Genomic DNA, 15,015 nt, shown 5'->3' with positions numbered 1-15,015 from the left:
GCCATCCTCGAAAATTGACGAATCTCCGCCAGCGCCCTGGCATTAACCCAGCCGCGATCGAGCGATTCGGGTACAGCGTGACTCGCGCAGCGTTGGCCCCTGCACTGTCGATCTTCAAGGGCGAGAAGGTCGCGAAGTCTAACGGCGCCATCAGCGAAGCCGACCGCAAGGCTGCCTTGGCGCGGTTCAGTCCGCGAAGTCGCTCGAGACCCTGACCGATTGCGACCTCGTCGTCGAGGCTGCGAAACGACGCGGCCAAGCGCCAGATCTTCCAGGCGCGGAAGCCGCATGTGAGACTTGACGCGGTGGCCGGCTCCAACATCTTCGATGTCGATCACCAGGCTCGCGTCCGTCACGGGCAACCCCGAGCATTTCATTCGGCACGCCTCGCAAGTAGCGCAAGTCCGAATGTCGCATAGAGTCATGTTGAGGACGGATATCGTCAAGGGCGACTGGTGACTTGGTCTAGTAGTTCTGAACAACCTCAGCTCCCGTAGGCAAGCCATTGTTCATCGACTTTATTCCCAGAAATTGTCGGCCGATTTGTACTCGTAGAGCGTTGGCATTTCGTATCGATACAAGAGTTTGCTGGGAGCGAGCGCCGGTCCAACGCTCCAGGACAACAGAAATACGTTTGACAATCCCAGATTTGCGAGAACCCACCAAACCGACCGACTGATATCCTCAGGAAATTACCATGACCGCTAGTCTAATCGATGGGAAAGCCATCGCTGAGGCCGTTCGGACCAGCGTTGCGCGGGATGTTGCGACGCTCCAAGTCAAGTGCAACATCACCCCTGGGTTGGCGGTCGTGCTAGTCGGCAGCGATCCGGCTAGTTTGGTTTACGTCAAGATGAAGGCCAAACAAGCGCGCAGCGTCGGGATCAACTCTCGCCAGTATCAGCTGCCTACCAGTGTTGGTGAAGCCGAGCTAATGAAGCTCATCGATCAGCTTAACGCGGACAATTCCGTCGATGGCATTCTCGTTCAACTCCCGCTGCCGGAGCAGATCGATCGCTGGCGCGTGCTGGAAGCTATCCATCCCGGCAAGGACGTAGACGGATTTCACCCTTACAATGTCGGACGATTGACAGTGGGGCGGCCCGCTCTGTCCCCTTGCACTCCGTTAGGTGTTGTTCACCTCATCAGGACGGCTGTGAGCGATTTGAGCGGCCTCGACATCGTTGTCATCGGGCGCTCGAATCTCGTTGGAAAGCCTCTGGCGCTCCTGCTTGGTGATGCTGGATGTACCGTGACAGGTGCGCAGCTCCAGACTCGAAACCTGCCAGATATTTGTCAAAAAGCTGACATCGTCGTAGCTGCTGCAGGCTGCGCGGAGCTTGTGCGCGGCCACTGGCTCAGGCCTGGTGTGGTTGTGATCGATGTCGGCATCAATCGCACGATGGAATCCACAGGCACTGCCAAGCTTGTCGGAGATGTGGCTTTCGCCGAAGCGATTGAGCGCGCGAGGTACATTACCCCGGTGCCCGGTGGTGTTGGCCCGATGACCGTCGCCTACTTGCTCGCGAACACCGTCGAAGCAGCTGTTTCGCGTCGAGGTTTGTCTTTCCCGGGACGCCCTAGCGGGCGTTAGTTTGCGCTTTAAACGAACGCTGTTTTCGAGCGCCGGGCTTCGCACGTCAATTTACACGTGCAAAATACAAGGACCTAGATGTTAGCACCATTTACTGACCGATTCGCTCAATCGGTTCATTCGGAGCGCTTGACCAAAGCGCACGCGGTAGGTGTAAGAAAAATGGCTTATGCTTGTGAAATCGTAAAGCTGCTTTGCCAGATGAGATCGCCGGCCCGATCTAAGCGTAGTACCAGATAGTGCCCGCCGGGAGAGCAGCCGAGATGCCGACCAAAAGCCGCTCCAATTGTCGTATCGATACTTTGGAAACACGCGCCAGCTCGTCCCGCGAAACTGGGTTCTCTAAGGGTTGCTCCATCCGACCGATCACGCCGAGCAGCGGGGCGTGCGCGATACCGGGGCGCTCCCGCAATGGCACTTGTTGGGGAGCCCTTCGCGAACATGAAGGAAGCACTGCTACGCCCATCGCCTACTCGGCACCGTGTTGAGGAATGATCGCGTGTATCATATTTAGCGGAGCGGCGCTCCCCATGATTGTCGTCATTTGCCGCTTTTCTACTCGATCAGCTTCGGTGCGGCCGGCCCGATCTGGCGCGCGAGCGGCGAATCGTTCGCAATACCAGGCATCCAGTGCACCAATCGGAAATTCCTGTTTTAGGGGAGTTTCCTGTCGTTTCGGGCTAACGCGTTGATCCAAATAGGCGCTGTCGTGATCCGGAGTACAGGGAGTGCTGTTGGGTGTTGACCGGCTGCCACCCCCCGGTTTTCCCCGCCTAGTTTAGCTCAGAACCCGCTTCAACGACGGATGTTTCTTCACTTTAGTGCAGAGCTTTGCTGGCCGCCCGCCGGACGGCCGATCGCGATGCTTTCAGACTATGCCTTCGGAACTAGGTCAGGCTCGATCTCGGCGCGCACGAACGGCGCCACGGTGATACCGTCCGGCCGGCGCTCCAACAGCTGCTCTAGGTTGGTCTTACGCATGTGCAGGGGAAGGGACAGCAGATCTTCGCCCATAGTGAGAAAGTCGACCACGTAGAACACTACTCGCGGGTGTAGCGCGCCGGAATCGGAGATGCCGTCGACGCCGAGCACCACGGTCTCGCCGTCGATGACGAAATGCTTCTGCCGGTTCTTCAGCGCGCCTTCGGCGATTCACGGATAGCACCTGTTTCCCGGAAAGCACCGATCGCTCGTAACCGTCGTTCTTAGGCCACGGCTTTCAGGGCTTGAGCGCGGTGAGCCCAGGGCAGTAGCTGGTCGATGTCGCGGTTTGGATGACCGTTGACGATGCTGGTGAGCGCGTCCGTCAAGTAAGCAAGCGGATCGAGGTCATTCAGCTTACAGGTTTATGCCGCCCGCCGAACTATGCCGAACGGATTTGGTCTGGCACGCCGTTGTCACGCTGGCGCGCGTCGATCGCGTGCGGGGCAGCTCCATTCCATTCGGCATAGTCTGGTCGTTCAGAGCGCCTCGAGGAAGGCGAGTAGGCGGTCGTTCGGCGGAAGCGGATTCGCTTGCCGCGCTCGTAGGGCTTGAGCTTCGCCAGAGCAGCTTCCTTGAGGGCGAGGTGGGCGTGCAGGTACGTCTGCGTCGTCTCGACCGATTCATGACCGAGCCACAGCGCGATCACGGAGCAGTCGACGCCGGCTTGCAGCAGTTCCATCGCAGCGCTGTGCCTCAGCACGTGCGGCGACACGCTCTTGGCCTTCAAAGACGGGCAACTCTTGTGAGCCACACGAACATGCTTTCCCAGCAGGGACTGGACGCTATCGGCACTGAGCCGGCCCCCGTGCACGTTCGGGAACAACGCTGTTGCTCCTTTCCGCAACGGTTCCTTGAGCCATGCCTGGAGCGCACACCGAGCGAGTGTGGTCAGCGGAGTGGTCCGCTCCTTCCGCCCTTTACCGACGCATCGTAAGTGTGCGCTCCCAAGGTGGACGGCATCCCGGTCAAGGCCAGTCAGCTCGGAGAGGCGTAAGCCCGTCTGTGCCGCGACCAGCAGCAAGGTGTGATCGCGGCGGCCAAGCCACGTCGTTCGATCGGGCGCGGCGAGAACTGCCTCGATCTCGGGGCGCGTCAGGAAATGCACCTGTCGCTTGTCGTGGCGCTTGCTCGGTATGGCGAGCACGCACTGGATCAACGCACTGTGTGCCGGTTCCTCGAAGGACACGAACCTGAAGAAGGATCGGATGGCGGTCAGACGCAGGTTACGCGTCTTCGCGCTGGCACCGCGCATTACCTCAAGATCGGTTAGGAACGCGCCGATGAACGTTGCGTCCAGATCGGTGAGCGCTAGGGCCGATGGGGGCTTCCGCAACTGTACCTGTGCGAACATGAACAGCAGCCGGAACGTGTCCCTGTAGGAAGCGATCGTGTTGCCGCTAACATTGCGCTGGCGCATGAGACGCTCGGTGAAGAAGCGCTCGATCAACGTGGCGACGTTGCAGGCGGGCTTCATGGCGTCACCTCCCATCGCCGATCGAGACGCCGCGCCGCTTCTTCCATCAACTCGGGGCAGGCCGAGAGATACCAGTAGGTATCGCGCACGCAGGCGTGGCCGAGGTAAGTGGAGAGCACTGGGAGTTGTTGCTCGACGTCCTTGCCTTCGCGATACCAATCGAGCAGCGTCCGGATGGCGAAGCGATGCCGGAAGTCGTGCACGCGTGGCCCGGTGCGATCACCTGGGCGCCGCAGCCCGATCTCTCTGGACAATCGCCAGAAGACGCGATGAACGTACTGGTGCAGCAATCTGCCTCCCTGTTCGGCAACGAAGAAGGTGGGGCCGCAGCGTGATCCGAGTAGCGCATCGCGCCGGTGGGCGTAGTCGCGCAGCGCGGTTCTCGTCGTCGGATGCAATGGCACGAGCCGCGAGTTGCCGAACTTGGTCAGCCGGACCGTCAGCACGCCGGCGTCGAAGTCGACGTCATCACGCTCCAGGCCCATCGCCTCGGATATACGCATGCCTGTTACCGCGATCAGCCCGAACAAGGTATGGTAGGTCCATCGGCGCAGCCCGTCCGCTGGCGGCAGAGCCAGCGCTGCCGTCAGCAACGCATCGATCTCCGCGTCGCTGTAGACGTAGGGCTTGGCGCGCTTCCATCCGGGCAGCATGCCGACGGGCGACACCTCCGTTCTCGGATCGAAGTTGGCAACATGGCGCGCGAACCCGCGCACGTCGCTCAATCGCAGCGCCCAGGATGCGTGACGATCGGGCGGCAGCGTTGCCCATTCCATTGCCAGCTTTGTCGTGATGATCCTGGCTTTGCGCTTCTCCATGAAGGCGACGAAGTCGGCGAGCCGACGGGTCTGGTGCTCGTACTTGTATCCCAACCCCTTGCGCATGCTCAGGTACTTATCGAGTGCGGAGCGCAGATCGGTCATTGCACGCCTCCCGGCCAGGGCAGGCCCAATGCTCTCAGCGCATCGATGTCGACCTTTGCGTAAATCCGGGTGGTGTCGTGGTTCTCGTGCCGCAGCAACTGTCCGATCTCCGACAAGGTCGCGCCAGATCGGAGAAGCTCGGTAGCGAGACTGTGTCGAAAGATATGGTCGCCGCGGTGGGCGCAACCTTCGATTCCAACGCGATCGAGAGCGGCCTTGGCGATCATGGTGATCGCACATCCGGAAGCAAAGCCGACGTGTGGCGCGAGTGTACGGACGAACAACCGTCGGCACGACGACTTTGGGCGGCCATTGCGCAGATATGCAACAATGGCCGCGCCAACGTCTGGCGGTATCGGCATCCGTGCACGCTGTCGGCCTTTGGCGTGAACGAGTATCTCGCTGGCGCGCCAGTCGATATCGTCGAGGGTGAGCGTCGCAACCTCGTCGGCCCGCAGGCCGAGCTTAGCCAGCAACAACAGAATGGCGTAGTCGCGCCGTCCCATCACCGTCTCTCGGTCGCAACCGTCGAGAGCCTTCTGCACCTGAGCGGCAGGCAGATAGGTCGGTAGAGTTGCGAGCTTCCATCGGCGCATCGATGGAACGCAATCCGCCAAGGGGCGCGAGTTCAGCCCCCGATGGTGGAGGTAACGCAGAAAGGCTCGCAACGACCAGCACATCGCCTTGCCTGTTCCCGGACTCCAATCCTGGGCGTGGCGCTCAACGTAGCGGATACGTCCTCTTGGCTGATCTTGCACAGGGCGCCGGCACCGCCGGAGCACACTTCGTGCAGGAACCTGCGGATGACTGGGAGATGGCGGACGATGGACCTCGGGGCCAAGCCGCGCTCTGATCGCAGGTAGGCATCGAACTCCTTGAAGATCCGTTCGTGCGGGGTGAGAGGCGGTAGCACCAACGGCGTGACCGCGCCTTCCTCGCGCAGCACCGACAGCCGTCGCTTGAGCGCAGCTCGGTCACCGGGTTGGATAGACTGTCTCCTGCCTCGATGTCGGAGGTACCGCTCAACGAGCTGCTCATCGAGATCGACCAGCTTGTAGCGACGGCTCGCGATCCAACTCAGGAGCCCACCAGCCACGTTGAGGCAACGCCACGTGCCGTGCCGAACGAGCCTCTCTTCGACGAGACGAGCGGCGTAGCGCTCGACGAGCTGTCCGTGTGGCCCCCTTCTGAGATGCCGGTACAGCCGGCTTCTGCCCAAGTACTCTTCAACTTCCATCTTCCTGTTCTCCGCTGTTGAAAGCGGAGGCACAGAACGAACTATGCCGAACCGACCAAACGCCGGTCAGCGAGAAATCTGGGGAAAACGACCCGACTCGGCATAGTTCGGCGGGCGGCATAAACAGCCCTATGCCGCGCGCGGCATAGACAGGTTTCGACCAGGGAGGCGATGATGGCCCAGTACTCGGCACTGCCGTCGGAGCCTGCGAACAGCGCATTTTTCCGGTTGAGCGTGATCGGACGGATGGAACGTTCGACCGCGTTGTTGTCGAGTTCGATACGGCCATCATCGATGAAGCGCGTCAGACCTTCCCAGCGTGAGAGCGCATTGCGGGTGGCGTCAGCGAGCCTGCCCTTTTGGCTGATCAGGGCGAGTTTTGCGTGTAGCCATTTCTGGAAGGTATCGGCAAGCGGCCGGCTTTTCTGCTGCCGCACGAGGCGACGCTCCTCGGCGCTGCGGCCGCGGATGTCCTTCTCAATCGCGTAGAACTCGGCGATGTGCTTGAGCGCCTCGCTCGCGATGGGTGCCGGGCCAGGTGTTGCGAGCTCATAGAAGTTGCGGCGCATGTGTGCCCAACAGAACGCAAGCTCAACGTCGTCCCGCTCAGCGAGTTTGGCGTAGCCGGCATAGCCGTCGACCTGCAGGATCCTCTTGAAGCCTGCGAGATGAACGATCGGTCGATCAGCTTTGCGATCGGGCGCGTAGACATAGGCGACGCCCAGCGGATCGACGCCGCCCCATGGTCGGTCGTCTGCCGCATAGGCCCAGAGCTGACCGGTCTTGGTGCGCCCACGGCCGGGATCAAGCGCCGGCATTGTCGTCTCGTCGGCGAACAGTTTTGGCCGTTGCCTGAGGTTGCCGAGGAGGCGCTCATGCAGCGGACGCAGGTGGAAGGCTGCTTGTCCCACCCAGTCCGCCAACGTTGAACGATCGAGCTCAATGCCCTGACGGGCGTAAATCTGCGCCTGCCGGTAGAGCGGCAGGTGATCGGCATATTTGGAGACCAGCACCTGGGCGACGGTAGCCTCGGTCGGCAATCCGCCCTCGATCAACCTAGCCGGGGCTGGCGCCTGTATGACCCCGGCAGGCGTATTTGGGCCGTCGGGTCACGAGGATCCGGAACTGCGCCGGGACCAGGTCCAGCCGCTCGCTTCTGTCCTCACCGATCCGGTGCAACTCGCCTTGGCAGCAGGGACAGGTCTTGTCCTCGATATCGACGGTGACCTCGATCCGCGGCAGGTGCGCCGGCAGCGCGCCACGGTTGCTGCGGCGCTTGCGAGCTCGCGCATCGCGGCCTTCAGGTACACTGACGTTCTGTGCCGTCTCGCCGTACGCGGCGACTTGCTCGACGTCTTCCAGGCCAAGCAGCATCTGATCTTCGGGTAGCGTCTCCGCCCGCCGGCCAAACCGGTGTCGCTGCATTTCCTTGATGATCTGACGCAGCCGTTCGCTCTTGCAGCGCTCGGCAAGCAGCATCGCTTTCAGCGTCTCGAGATCGTCAGGCAGGGCGTCGCTCACACCCAAATCAGAGCATATTCGCCGTTATCTTGCGACGCGTTCGGCGCTCCTGATTCACTTCGCCGCAGCACTGCCAACAGCTATCCGGGCTGCGCTGGCGCCGGCGTCTCCCGTGCCTCATGCACAAGCCGCCAGTCGAGTCCTTCCAGCAGGGCCGACAATTGCGCCGCTGACAGGCGCATCACACCGTCCTCGATCTTCGGCCAGCGGAAGATCCGATCCTCGAGCCTCTTTGCAAACAGGCACAGGCCCGTTCCATCCCAGAACATCAGCTTGATCCGGTGCGCCCGTTTGGCCCGGAACACATAGACAGCTCCCGAGAATGGATCTGCATCCATGCTCTCGCGCACCAGGGTCGCAAGACCCTCCATGCCCTTGCGGAAGTCTACCGGCTTGGTCGCCACCATCACCCGGACCGCGCCTGATGGACCGATCATCGGCTCGCCTTCAGCGCCTGAACGATCGACGCAATCATCGCGGGGTCCGCGCCACGACCGGCTCGGATCGTGATGCCGTCGACTTCAATTTCGATGATCCCGCGGTCCCGGTGAGCGGTCGGCGCCGGCACTACGGCGTCCATCACCGCCGGCACAAACTGTACTTCGTCCGCCTTGGAATGACCGCCCGCGGCTTCTCGCAACTGACGCCGCCAGCCAAACAGTTGCTGCGGCAACAATCCATGCCGTCGAGCCACGGAGCACACCGATTCGCCACTCGCCACGACCTCCGCGACGATCCGCGCCTTGTCCTCGTTGCTCCACTTCCGCCGACGACCGGCTCCGGTGAAGACCTCAAGCCGCCGCACCGGCTCCGCGATAGCAGTATGCACTGTGTCCATTCCAAGCCTAACGGTCGAAACCGAAACCGCAGACTCGCAGATCGTCCCGTCATCCGGTAGGTGGCCGCTCAACAGCGCTTACGATCGCTCTCCGGGATGATCAACATCCGGTGATCGTCGTGCTTCACCTCATGGATCCAGTACGGTCCTGACGGGGCCTGCTTGCCGGCCATCACCAAGCAGCCTCGGAAGCCTGAGGCAGCGGTATCCGAAAAAAGAGCGCCAGTTGGTGATGCGATTACGCAGCGCCGCACCTCGCGTCTGTGGACGTCAATTCACTTCCAGCCAACTTTGTCGCTGGCGACGGTCCTCGGAATCGCCGGGGATGAATGCGATGTATCGCGGCATCTTGAAGGCGGCAAGGCGCGCCCGTGCATGTCGAGGATCCGCTCCCGGCACGTCTCAGATCGCGTACGGCACTGCGGCCACTTTCGCGATTTTTTTGGGGGGCTCGCGGATGTGGCCTCAACCTCGCGTGCGGCGAAGTTCTCGCGCGACCGCCGGATCATGTCCTTGGTGCGCTAACCAGCCACAATTACCAGAGCCAGCGACCGGCATCGGGGGATTGTCCAGACCGCGCTCCTACGCGGATGCGCACTTACACGACCTCGCGCGATGCGCAGCGGTAGTCACATTTGATGGCGTCCGCAGCTGGCCATCTGTTATCCAGACTGCGGCATCTGCGCGTGTTTTCAATGCCCCCTTTTCGGACCGCTGCATCAGGCACCGCCAAACTCGATTGCAATCTGCTCGCTTCTTCCACGCGGTACAATGCCGAGAGAGCAGCATGCAAGCATGAAAGCAATGTGCCACTGATGAACTCGCTAAGGCCAATCAGTACTCTTGCTCTCTAGAGTGTCGTCGTGTGAGTGACTAATGCATGTCCGTTGAGAGACATCCAGTCTACCCATCCTTCTCGCTAATCCGGCAGTCCGTTTCGATCAGCCGGTGAAGATGACTGTCTTCCTTCCATTCAGCACCACGCGATCCTCTAAGTGATGGCGCACGGCGCGAGCGAGTACGCGTCGTTCGATGTCGCGGCCTTTGCGGACGAGTTCATCCGGCGTATCGCGATGCGAGATGCGTTCGACATCCTGCTCAATGATCGGCCCCTCATCGAGATCGGAGGTCACATAATGCGCTGTCGCTCCAATCAGCTTGACGCCTCGCTCATGGGCCTGATGATACGGCTTGGCGCCCTTGAAGCCCGGCAGAAAGGAATGATGAATGTTAATGCAGCGCCCCGACAACTTGGCCGTGAAGCCGTCTGACAGAATCTGCATGTAACGCGCGAGGACAACGAGATCCGTATTGGTCTCCTGCACCAGTTCCCAAATTCGTGTTTCTTGCTCCATTTTGGTCTGCTTAGTGACAGGCAAATGATAGAACGGCAGCTCGCCGAAATCCGTGGAGGTCAGATCCCCTCGGCTGTGGTTGGAAACAATCGCCGTTACTTCCATTGGCAGTTCGCCGATGCGCCAGCGATAAAGCAGGTCGGCCAAACAATGGTCAAATTTAGAAACCAGTAGCATCACACGTTTGTTTGCGGAGCTCTGCCGCAGCGTGAATGTCATTGCGAGGCGTTCGGCGAGCTCGCGGATCGATGCAGCGATATCCGACTCTGATTTCGCTTGCTGCAGGCGATCGGAGACAACGCGCATAAAAAAAGCTCACCGGTTTCGGTGTCGTCGAACTGCTGAGCGTCGAGGATGTTGCAACCGGCTTCGAAAAGAAAATTCGAGACCGCCGATACGATGCCTGGACGATCAGGGCAGGACAAGACGAGGATCATGGAACTATCGGGCAAAGCTGTTACCGCCTGGCGGCGGCCCCTCCTAGATTGCGTTGGACACAGGAAAAGAGGAAACGGGCGCAACGCCGCATGGCTCTTAGCCTCCGTGGATTGCAACTCGGTAGCCGAACTCCGCCGCCGAAGCGGCAAGCCAGGACCAAAAGCTGCCGGCCATGCTGCGCGCTACAAGTATTTCGAAGACTGCTCCATCCGGTCCGTCCTCAGTTCGCCATAACTGCACGCCGATATGCGCGAAGCTCGTCAACGCGGTTGCATCGACCGAAAACACCGAGGAGTGAAGATCTATCATCGCCCCTTTTGCGAGAACCTCTCGCACCCGCGTTCCCGACACTCGCAGCGCCGCCCGAGCGTGGCTCTGGTCGCTGACCGCAGCCTTGTCGGAAAGAGAAGCGAGAAGATCAGAGAAACCCGCTCGGTGTCGCGCAAGCAGCAGCCAATGATCCGGCCCTGACCAGGCCAACCCATGCGTGTGAGACAGCGCAACAGAAGGTCCTCGTGTTCGTGCGCGGCGCGGTCGAGGCGACTATCTCGCGCTTATCCGCGAGCAGACGCCCGCCCAGCCGAAAATCGTCATCGCAGAGAATGACGCGCGCGCCGCTTCGGCCTGCCGCGAGCGCGGCTGACAAGCCGGCCGGCCCGCCACCAATCACCAGGATGTCGCAGAATGCAAAGGCCTTCTCGTAACGGTCGGGGTCCGCGAGTCCGGCAGCACGCCCGAGTCCTGCCGCTCGGCGGATCATCGCTCGTAGAGCTTCTCCCAAAACGCCGGCGGCCACATGAATGTCTTATAGTAGAAGCCAGCGACCAACGCAGGCCCAGCGAGACGATTGACCGCCAGCAAATCCCAGGCGAGTGAGGGCCACCGGTTCTGACTCGCCGCATCAAGTCCGTCGAACAGTTCAACAATGGTCGCCCGCGTGTTCGGCTCGCGCCGAGCGCCTTTGCGCATCTCGACCAGCGCGTTGGGCTCCTCGGGGCCCGCCGAGAGGATGCCGCGCGGCCGGTGATATTTGAAAGAACGGCCTATGAGGCGCTCGCCATTTGCGAGCAGTGCCGAGGCCAGCGTGTCGCCGGCGAATCCCTCGTAGGTTTTACCGTCGAACCGGAAGCGGACAGACTGAGTGCGATCGATCAGGCCGCCGCTGGGGGAACGGAAGGGCTGGGTGCTCATGCAGCCGCTCCCGCTTTTCGCTTGGCCACCGCCACCCGCTCGATCGAGTGAGTCAATGTATCGCGGCGTACGACCAGCCAAGCGCGGCACCCGGCCCCGTGATACCCGAACTCCTCATGAGGAGCACGAGGACATCACACTCTCGATCACCGGGAGGTTCCCGCGTTGAGCGTAGGAATTGTAACCATCAATGTCGCCACCGAAGACGAGCCCCCCTTGTCGGACTGGCTGATGTACAAATGGCCAGCACCGAAAGTCACCACACAATCGATCAAAGGTTTAAGCCCTTCTGAGACGCACGCCTGCAGCACGTGACTCTCAATTGGTAGCCGCATCCCAGCCATTGCGGCAAGGCGCGAGGAATTGCCCGCGACTGCAAGCGCGACCTTTCCCGCTTTGATCGGGCCCCGCGTAGTCTCGACTCCGCTCACGCAGCCGTCGCCAATGGCAATTCCAGTCACCTCGCAGTTTTGTACGATGTCAACGCCACGGCCATCGGCGGCTCAAGCATAGCCCCAGGCAACGGCGTCGTGGCGAACGGTGCCACCCCGCCTCTGCAACAGCCCCCCTTTGATGGGGAAATGGCCTGTCTCGTAATCGAGGAAAGGGAGCATGGCGCGCACCTGGTCGAGCTCCATGAGCTCAGCATCGACGCCAGCTAACCGCATCGCGTTGCCGCGGCGCGCGAAGGCGTCGCGCTGGGCATCGGAATGACATAGGTTGAGCATTCCACGCTGGCTGACCATCGCGTTATAGTTCAAGTCTTGCTCCAGGCCTTCCCAAAGCTTCAGCGATAATTCGTAGAAGGGAATGTTCCCGGGCAGAAGATAGTCCGAGCGAATGATTGTGGTATTACGGCCGACGTTGCCGGACCCGATATAGCTTTTCTCGATCACGGCAACATTGGTGATGCCGTATCGGCTGGCAAGGTAATAGGCGGTGGCAAGACCGTGACCGCCGCCGCCGATGACCAGGACATCGTATGCCTGTTTGGGCGCAGCATCGCGCCAAGCCGGCTGCCAGCCGGTATGCCCCTTCAGGGCTTGGCCAATTAGAGAGAGGATCGAATAGCGCATGTGGCGGTCTGAACGTTAAAGAATAGCGGTTGCACGATTCAGCTTGTCTGTCGCAGATTGAACCGCGTAATCTCGCGCGTATGATCGCTACCGACATCGAATTGTCTGAAAACGACAGCACAGCCAGCCCGACCGCTCACGTCGGCTTCTTGCTTATTCCCGATTTTGCGCTACTGCCCTATGCCTCGGTGATAGAGCCGTTGCGCGCCGCAAATCGGCTAACCGGACGAGCGCTCTATCGTTGGAGCCATATCTCCGTTGACGAACAACCGGCCGAAGCCTCCAACGGAGTACGAATTCCAGCGGAATTCCGGGTAGGAACGGACGCGCATTTCGACTATGTATTCGTCTGCGCTGGCGGCAACCCAGCCCTGTTCGAAGATCTCCCGACTTTCGGTTGGCTGAGGCAACTCGCTAGGCGCGGCGTCAAAATAGGTGGCGTCTCGGGCGGCCCTTACATTCTAGCCCGTGCGAACTTGCTCACCGGTTACCGATTCACTATTCACTGGGAGCATGCGCCGGCCTTCGTCGAGGAGTACCCCGAGCTCGATCTGCGGCGCTCTCTCTTTGAAATCGATCGTGATCGGCTGACGTCGAGCGGCGGTGCAGCACCGCTCGACATGATGCATGCCTTTATTGCGCGCGAACACGGTAGCGCTCTGGCCATGTCTGTTAGCGACTGGCTCCTGCAGACCCAAGTTCGCGAAGGGACAGGACCACAGCGAATGGCGCTACGAGAACGTCTCGGTGTTGCGCATGCCCCCCTGCTTCGGGCTATCAGCCGGATGGAGCAAACCGTAGAAACTCCGGTATCCCGCGAAGAGCTCGCGACTCTCGCCAACGTGTCACTGCGACATCTCGAACGGCTCTTCCGGCACCACCTCGGTTGTTCGCTCGGCGAGCACTATCTCGCGCTAAGGCTCGACCGCGCGCGAAAGCTCGTTCGACAAACCAGTCTTTCGGTGCTTGAAATCGCCTTGGCCTGTGGTTTCACAAGTGCGAGCCATTTTTCTCGCTCGTACCGCGCGCGCTATGGTCAAGCACCGCGAATAGAGCGATTGGGTGAAGCACCCGCCAGACATCGGTGATGTCCGCCCCCCTCTAAGTTGCCTGTTCTGCTCCAAAACCAGCTCCACGACGATATTGTAGGAGAGCCGAATAGGATGGACCTCGAGACTCACCACCAACGACAAACCTCGTCGATACTGCCGCATTAATAGCATTGGCACGCAAGTATACCACGGTCATGGGGCCAACACCGCCAGGAACAGGTGTTATATGGCTTGCTCGCTTCCTTGCTTCGCCGAACGCTACGTCTCCAACGATTTTGGAAGCGCCGGTGACCACTCGATCTAGACCAACATCAATGACGATCACACCTGCTTAATCCAATCGCCACGGACCAACCCCGGGCAACCAGCGACGGCGACGCCAATGTCGGCCTTTCGATAGAAATTCGGGAAGTTGCGCGTCTGGAGCTGCGCACCGGTCACAGTACAACGAGCATCGCCAAGCGGAAGCGTCAAAGGTTTTCCGACAATAGTCGAGCGACCAATAACGTCATGGGCCGCTGGTTGAATTTGCATTTGAAAAAGCGGTGTCGCTTGCCCATGCAGACGATGAGCGCCACCTTCGGCTCCTTTCCCTGGCGATGAGACGATCACAGCTTGATTACAGGGTTGTGCCGTGTCGTGGCACACAAACAAGCCTGGAAGAGGTTGCGGACCTTGCGGCGCTCGCTGGATGCGACGATCGCCGCGCCGTTGCCCGCGATCGTCATCGTAAAGGAGCGACCTCGTCGCTCGCTTGGCCGATTTCGCCATCACCGCGACCAGGCTGGCCGATGTGGTCCGGTCAAGCCCCGACACGCTCTCGATGATTTCGGCGAGCTCGGCAAGTGGTCTTGACCGTGGCGGCGATTGCACTCTTAAGCCTGGCCCGTCACGTCGTTACAAGACCGTTTTGGATGCCAACCTGGAATGGCCCTTGGGCCCCGACAGAGTCGAATTTAAGATTTGACCGCTATGCCGGGCTTTCGAAGGACGAAAGCCTATGGCCAAGCACCGCATTCACAGCATCTAGTTCAAGCGTCAGGTCGCACAAGAGTTTTTCGCCAACGAGACCCTGCACGGCCTAACGAAGCGCTACGACCTGTCGCGCACTCTGGTTCCAATTTGGGTCCACAAGTTCGAGGCCGGAGCCCTCGATGAGGACGTCGTCGCAGCCGGCCTTGTCCAGCAGTACGAGGCGCTGATAGCTGCCCTCGAATTTGGGAAGCAGGCGCTGGAATGGAGTTTGTAAAGGGGGCTCTGAACAGCGCACCGCGGCCGAAAAGCGCGCCTACATCCGTGATTGTCGGCCCGTCCGGGCCCTCCATCGCGGAA

Annotated in this window: 10 protein-coding genes and 8 pseudogenes; 2 read left to right on the top strand and 16 right to left on the bottom strand. The window is 60.6% G+C overall.

The window, feature by feature from the left end; all coding sequences use genetic code 11:
• Positions 1-259, bottom strand: a 259-nt coding sequence (locus Q3C01_RS43640) for a hypothetical protein (protein ID WP_458151499.1), incomplete at its 3' end; no start/stop codon positions are given.
• A 438-nt stretch (positions 260-697) separates the two neighbouring features.
• Here Q3C01_RS43640 and folD point away from each other — a divergent pair.
• Positions 698-1,594 (top strand): bifunctional methylenetetrahydrofolate dehydrogenase/methenyltetrahydrofolate cyclohydrolase FolD, encoded by an 897-nt coding sequence (folD, locus tag Q3C01_RS43635; RefSeq protein ID WP_458151498.1) that lies wholly within the window; start codon positions 698-700, stop codon positions 1,592-1,594.
• Positions 1,595-2,467: 873 nt separating this feature from the next.
• Here the strand turns inward: folD and Q3C01_RS43630 are convergent.
• The 14 genes and pseudogenes from Q3C01_RS43630 to Q3C01_RS43565 all read right to left on the bottom strand — a co-directional run.
• Entirely contained in the window at positions 2,468-2,686 is a 219-nt protein-coding gene (locus Q3C01_RS43630) for a DNA ligase-like domain-containing protein (RefSeq protein ID WP_458151496.1), read from the bottom strand.
• A 113-nt stretch (positions 2,687-2,799) separates the two neighbouring features.
• Positions 2,800-2,940: pseudogene (locus Q3C01_RS43625) on the bottom strand (transposase domain-containing protein); the annotation flags it as partial.
• A 114-nt stretch (positions 2,941-3,054) separates the two neighbouring features.
• A pseudogene (locus tag Q3C01_RS43620) lies at positions 3,055-4,052 on the bottom strand (tyrosine-type recombinase/integrase).
• Positions 4,049-4,975, bottom strand: coding sequence for a tyrosine-type recombinase/integrase (locus Q3C01_RS43615; protein ID WP_458151495.1), 927 nt, complete (start codon positions 4,973-4,975; stop codon positions 4,049-4,051). The pseudogene Q3C01_RS43620 and the gene Q3C01_RS43615 overlap by 4 nt, the downstream one beginning before the upstream one ends.
• On the bottom strand, positions 4,972-5,571 hold the full coding sequence (locus Q3C01_RS43610; protein ID WP_458151493.1) for a tyrosine-type recombinase/integrase: 600 nt from the start codon (positions 5,569-5,571) through the stop codon (positions 4,972-4,974). Before Q3C01_RS43610 ends, Q3C01_RS43615 begins: the two co-directional genes overlap by 4 nt.
• 790 nt (positions 5,572-6,361) lie before the next feature.
• A pseudogene (tnpC, locus tag Q3C01_RS43605) lies at positions 6,362-7,691 on the bottom strand (IS66 family transposase); the annotation flags it as partial.
• A 122-nt stretch (positions 7,692-7,813) separates the two neighbouring features.
• On the bottom strand, positions 7,814-8,170 hold the full coding sequence (gene tnpB, locus Q3C01_RS43600; protein ID WP_458151491.1) for an IS66 family insertion sequence element accessory protein TnpB: 357 nt from the start codon (positions 8,168-8,170) through the stop codon (positions 7,814-7,816).
• Positions 8,167-8,538, bottom strand: a complete 372-nt coding sequence (gene tnpA / locus Q3C01_RS43595; RefSeq protein ID WP_458151490.1) for an IS66-like element accessory protein TnpA — start codon at positions 8,536-8,538, stop codon at positions 8,167-8,169. The genes tnpB and tnpA overlap by 4 nt, the downstream gene beginning before the upstream one ends.
• Before the next feature lie 974 nt (positions 8,539-9,512).
• Entirely contained in the window at positions 9,513-10,232 is a 720-nt protein-coding gene (gene purU / locus Q3C01_RS43590; protein WP_458151501.1) for a formyltetrahydrofolate deformylase, read from the bottom strand.
• Positions 10,217-10,363, bottom strand: a pseudogene (locus tag Q3C01_RS43585) (ACT domain-containing protein); the annotation flags it as partial. The pseudogene Q3C01_RS43585 and the gene purU, both read right to left, overlap by 16 nt.
• Before the next feature lie 97 nt (positions 10,364-10,460).
• The gene (locus tag Q3C01_RS43580; protein ID WP_458151488.1) at positions 10,461-10,844 is read right to left on the bottom strand and encodes a sarcosine oxidase subunit gamma; all 384 of its coding nucleotides are present in this window, start codon (positions 10,842-10,844) and stop codon (positions 10,461-10,463) included.
• Positions 10,845-10,908: 64 nt separating this feature from the next.
• Positions 10,909-11,555 (bottom strand): annotated as a pseudogene (locus tag Q3C01_RS43575) (2Fe-2S iron-sulfur cluster-binding protein); the annotation flags it as partial.
• A pseudogene (locus Q3C01_RS43570) lies at positions 11,552-11,638 on the bottom strand (hypothetical protein); the annotation flags it as partial. The pseudogenes Q3C01_RS43575 and Q3C01_RS43570, both read right to left, overlap by 4 nt.
• A gap of 52 nt (positions 11,639-11,690) precedes the next feature.
• A pseudogene (locus Q3C01_RS43565) lies at positions 11,691-12,631 on the bottom strand (FAD-dependent oxidoreductase); the annotation flags it as partial.
• A 101-nt stretch (positions 12,632-12,732) separates the two neighbouring features.
• Between Q3C01_RS43565 and Q3C01_RS43560 the strand changes: the two are divergent.
• Positions 12,733-13,719, top strand: coding sequence for a GlxA family transcriptional regulator (locus Q3C01_RS43560; protein WP_458151500.1), 987 nt, complete (start codon positions 12,733-12,735; stop codon positions 13,717-13,719).
• Positions 13,720-13,732: 13 nt separating this feature from the next.
• Here Q3C01_RS43560 and Q3C01_RS43555 read toward each other — a convergent pair.
• A pseudogene (locus Q3C01_RS43555) lies at positions 13,733-14,217 on the bottom strand (hypothetical protein).
• Positions 14,218-15,015: the final 798 nt, after the last annotated feature.

The organism is Bradyrhizobium sp. UFLA05-109, from assembly GCF_054185165.1.
The sequence above is the reverse complement of the archived record's forward strand: the minus strand, read 5'-3'. Positions and strand labels throughout refer to the sequence as shown.

Coding starts and splice junctions, on each gene's coding strand:
- tnpB (WP_458151491.1), bottom strand. CDS start 8,170: ATGATCGGTCCATCAGGCGCGGTCCGGGTGATGGTGGCGACCAAGCCG.
- folD (WP_458151498.1), top strand. CDS start 698: ATGACCGCTAGTCTAATCGATGGGAAAGCCATCGCTGAGGCCGTTCGG.
- Q3C01_RS43610 (WP_458151493.1), bottom strand. CDS start 5,571: ATGCGCCGATGGAAGCTCGCAACTCTACCGACCTATCTGCCTGCCGCT.
- purU (WP_458151501.1), bottom strand. CDS start 10,232: ATGCGCGTTGTCTCCGATCGCCTGCAGCAAGCGAAATCAGAGTCGGAT.
- Q3C01_RS43615 (WP_458151495.1), bottom strand. CDS start 4,975: ATGACCGATCTGCGCTCCGCACTCGATAAGTACCTGAGCATGCGCAAG.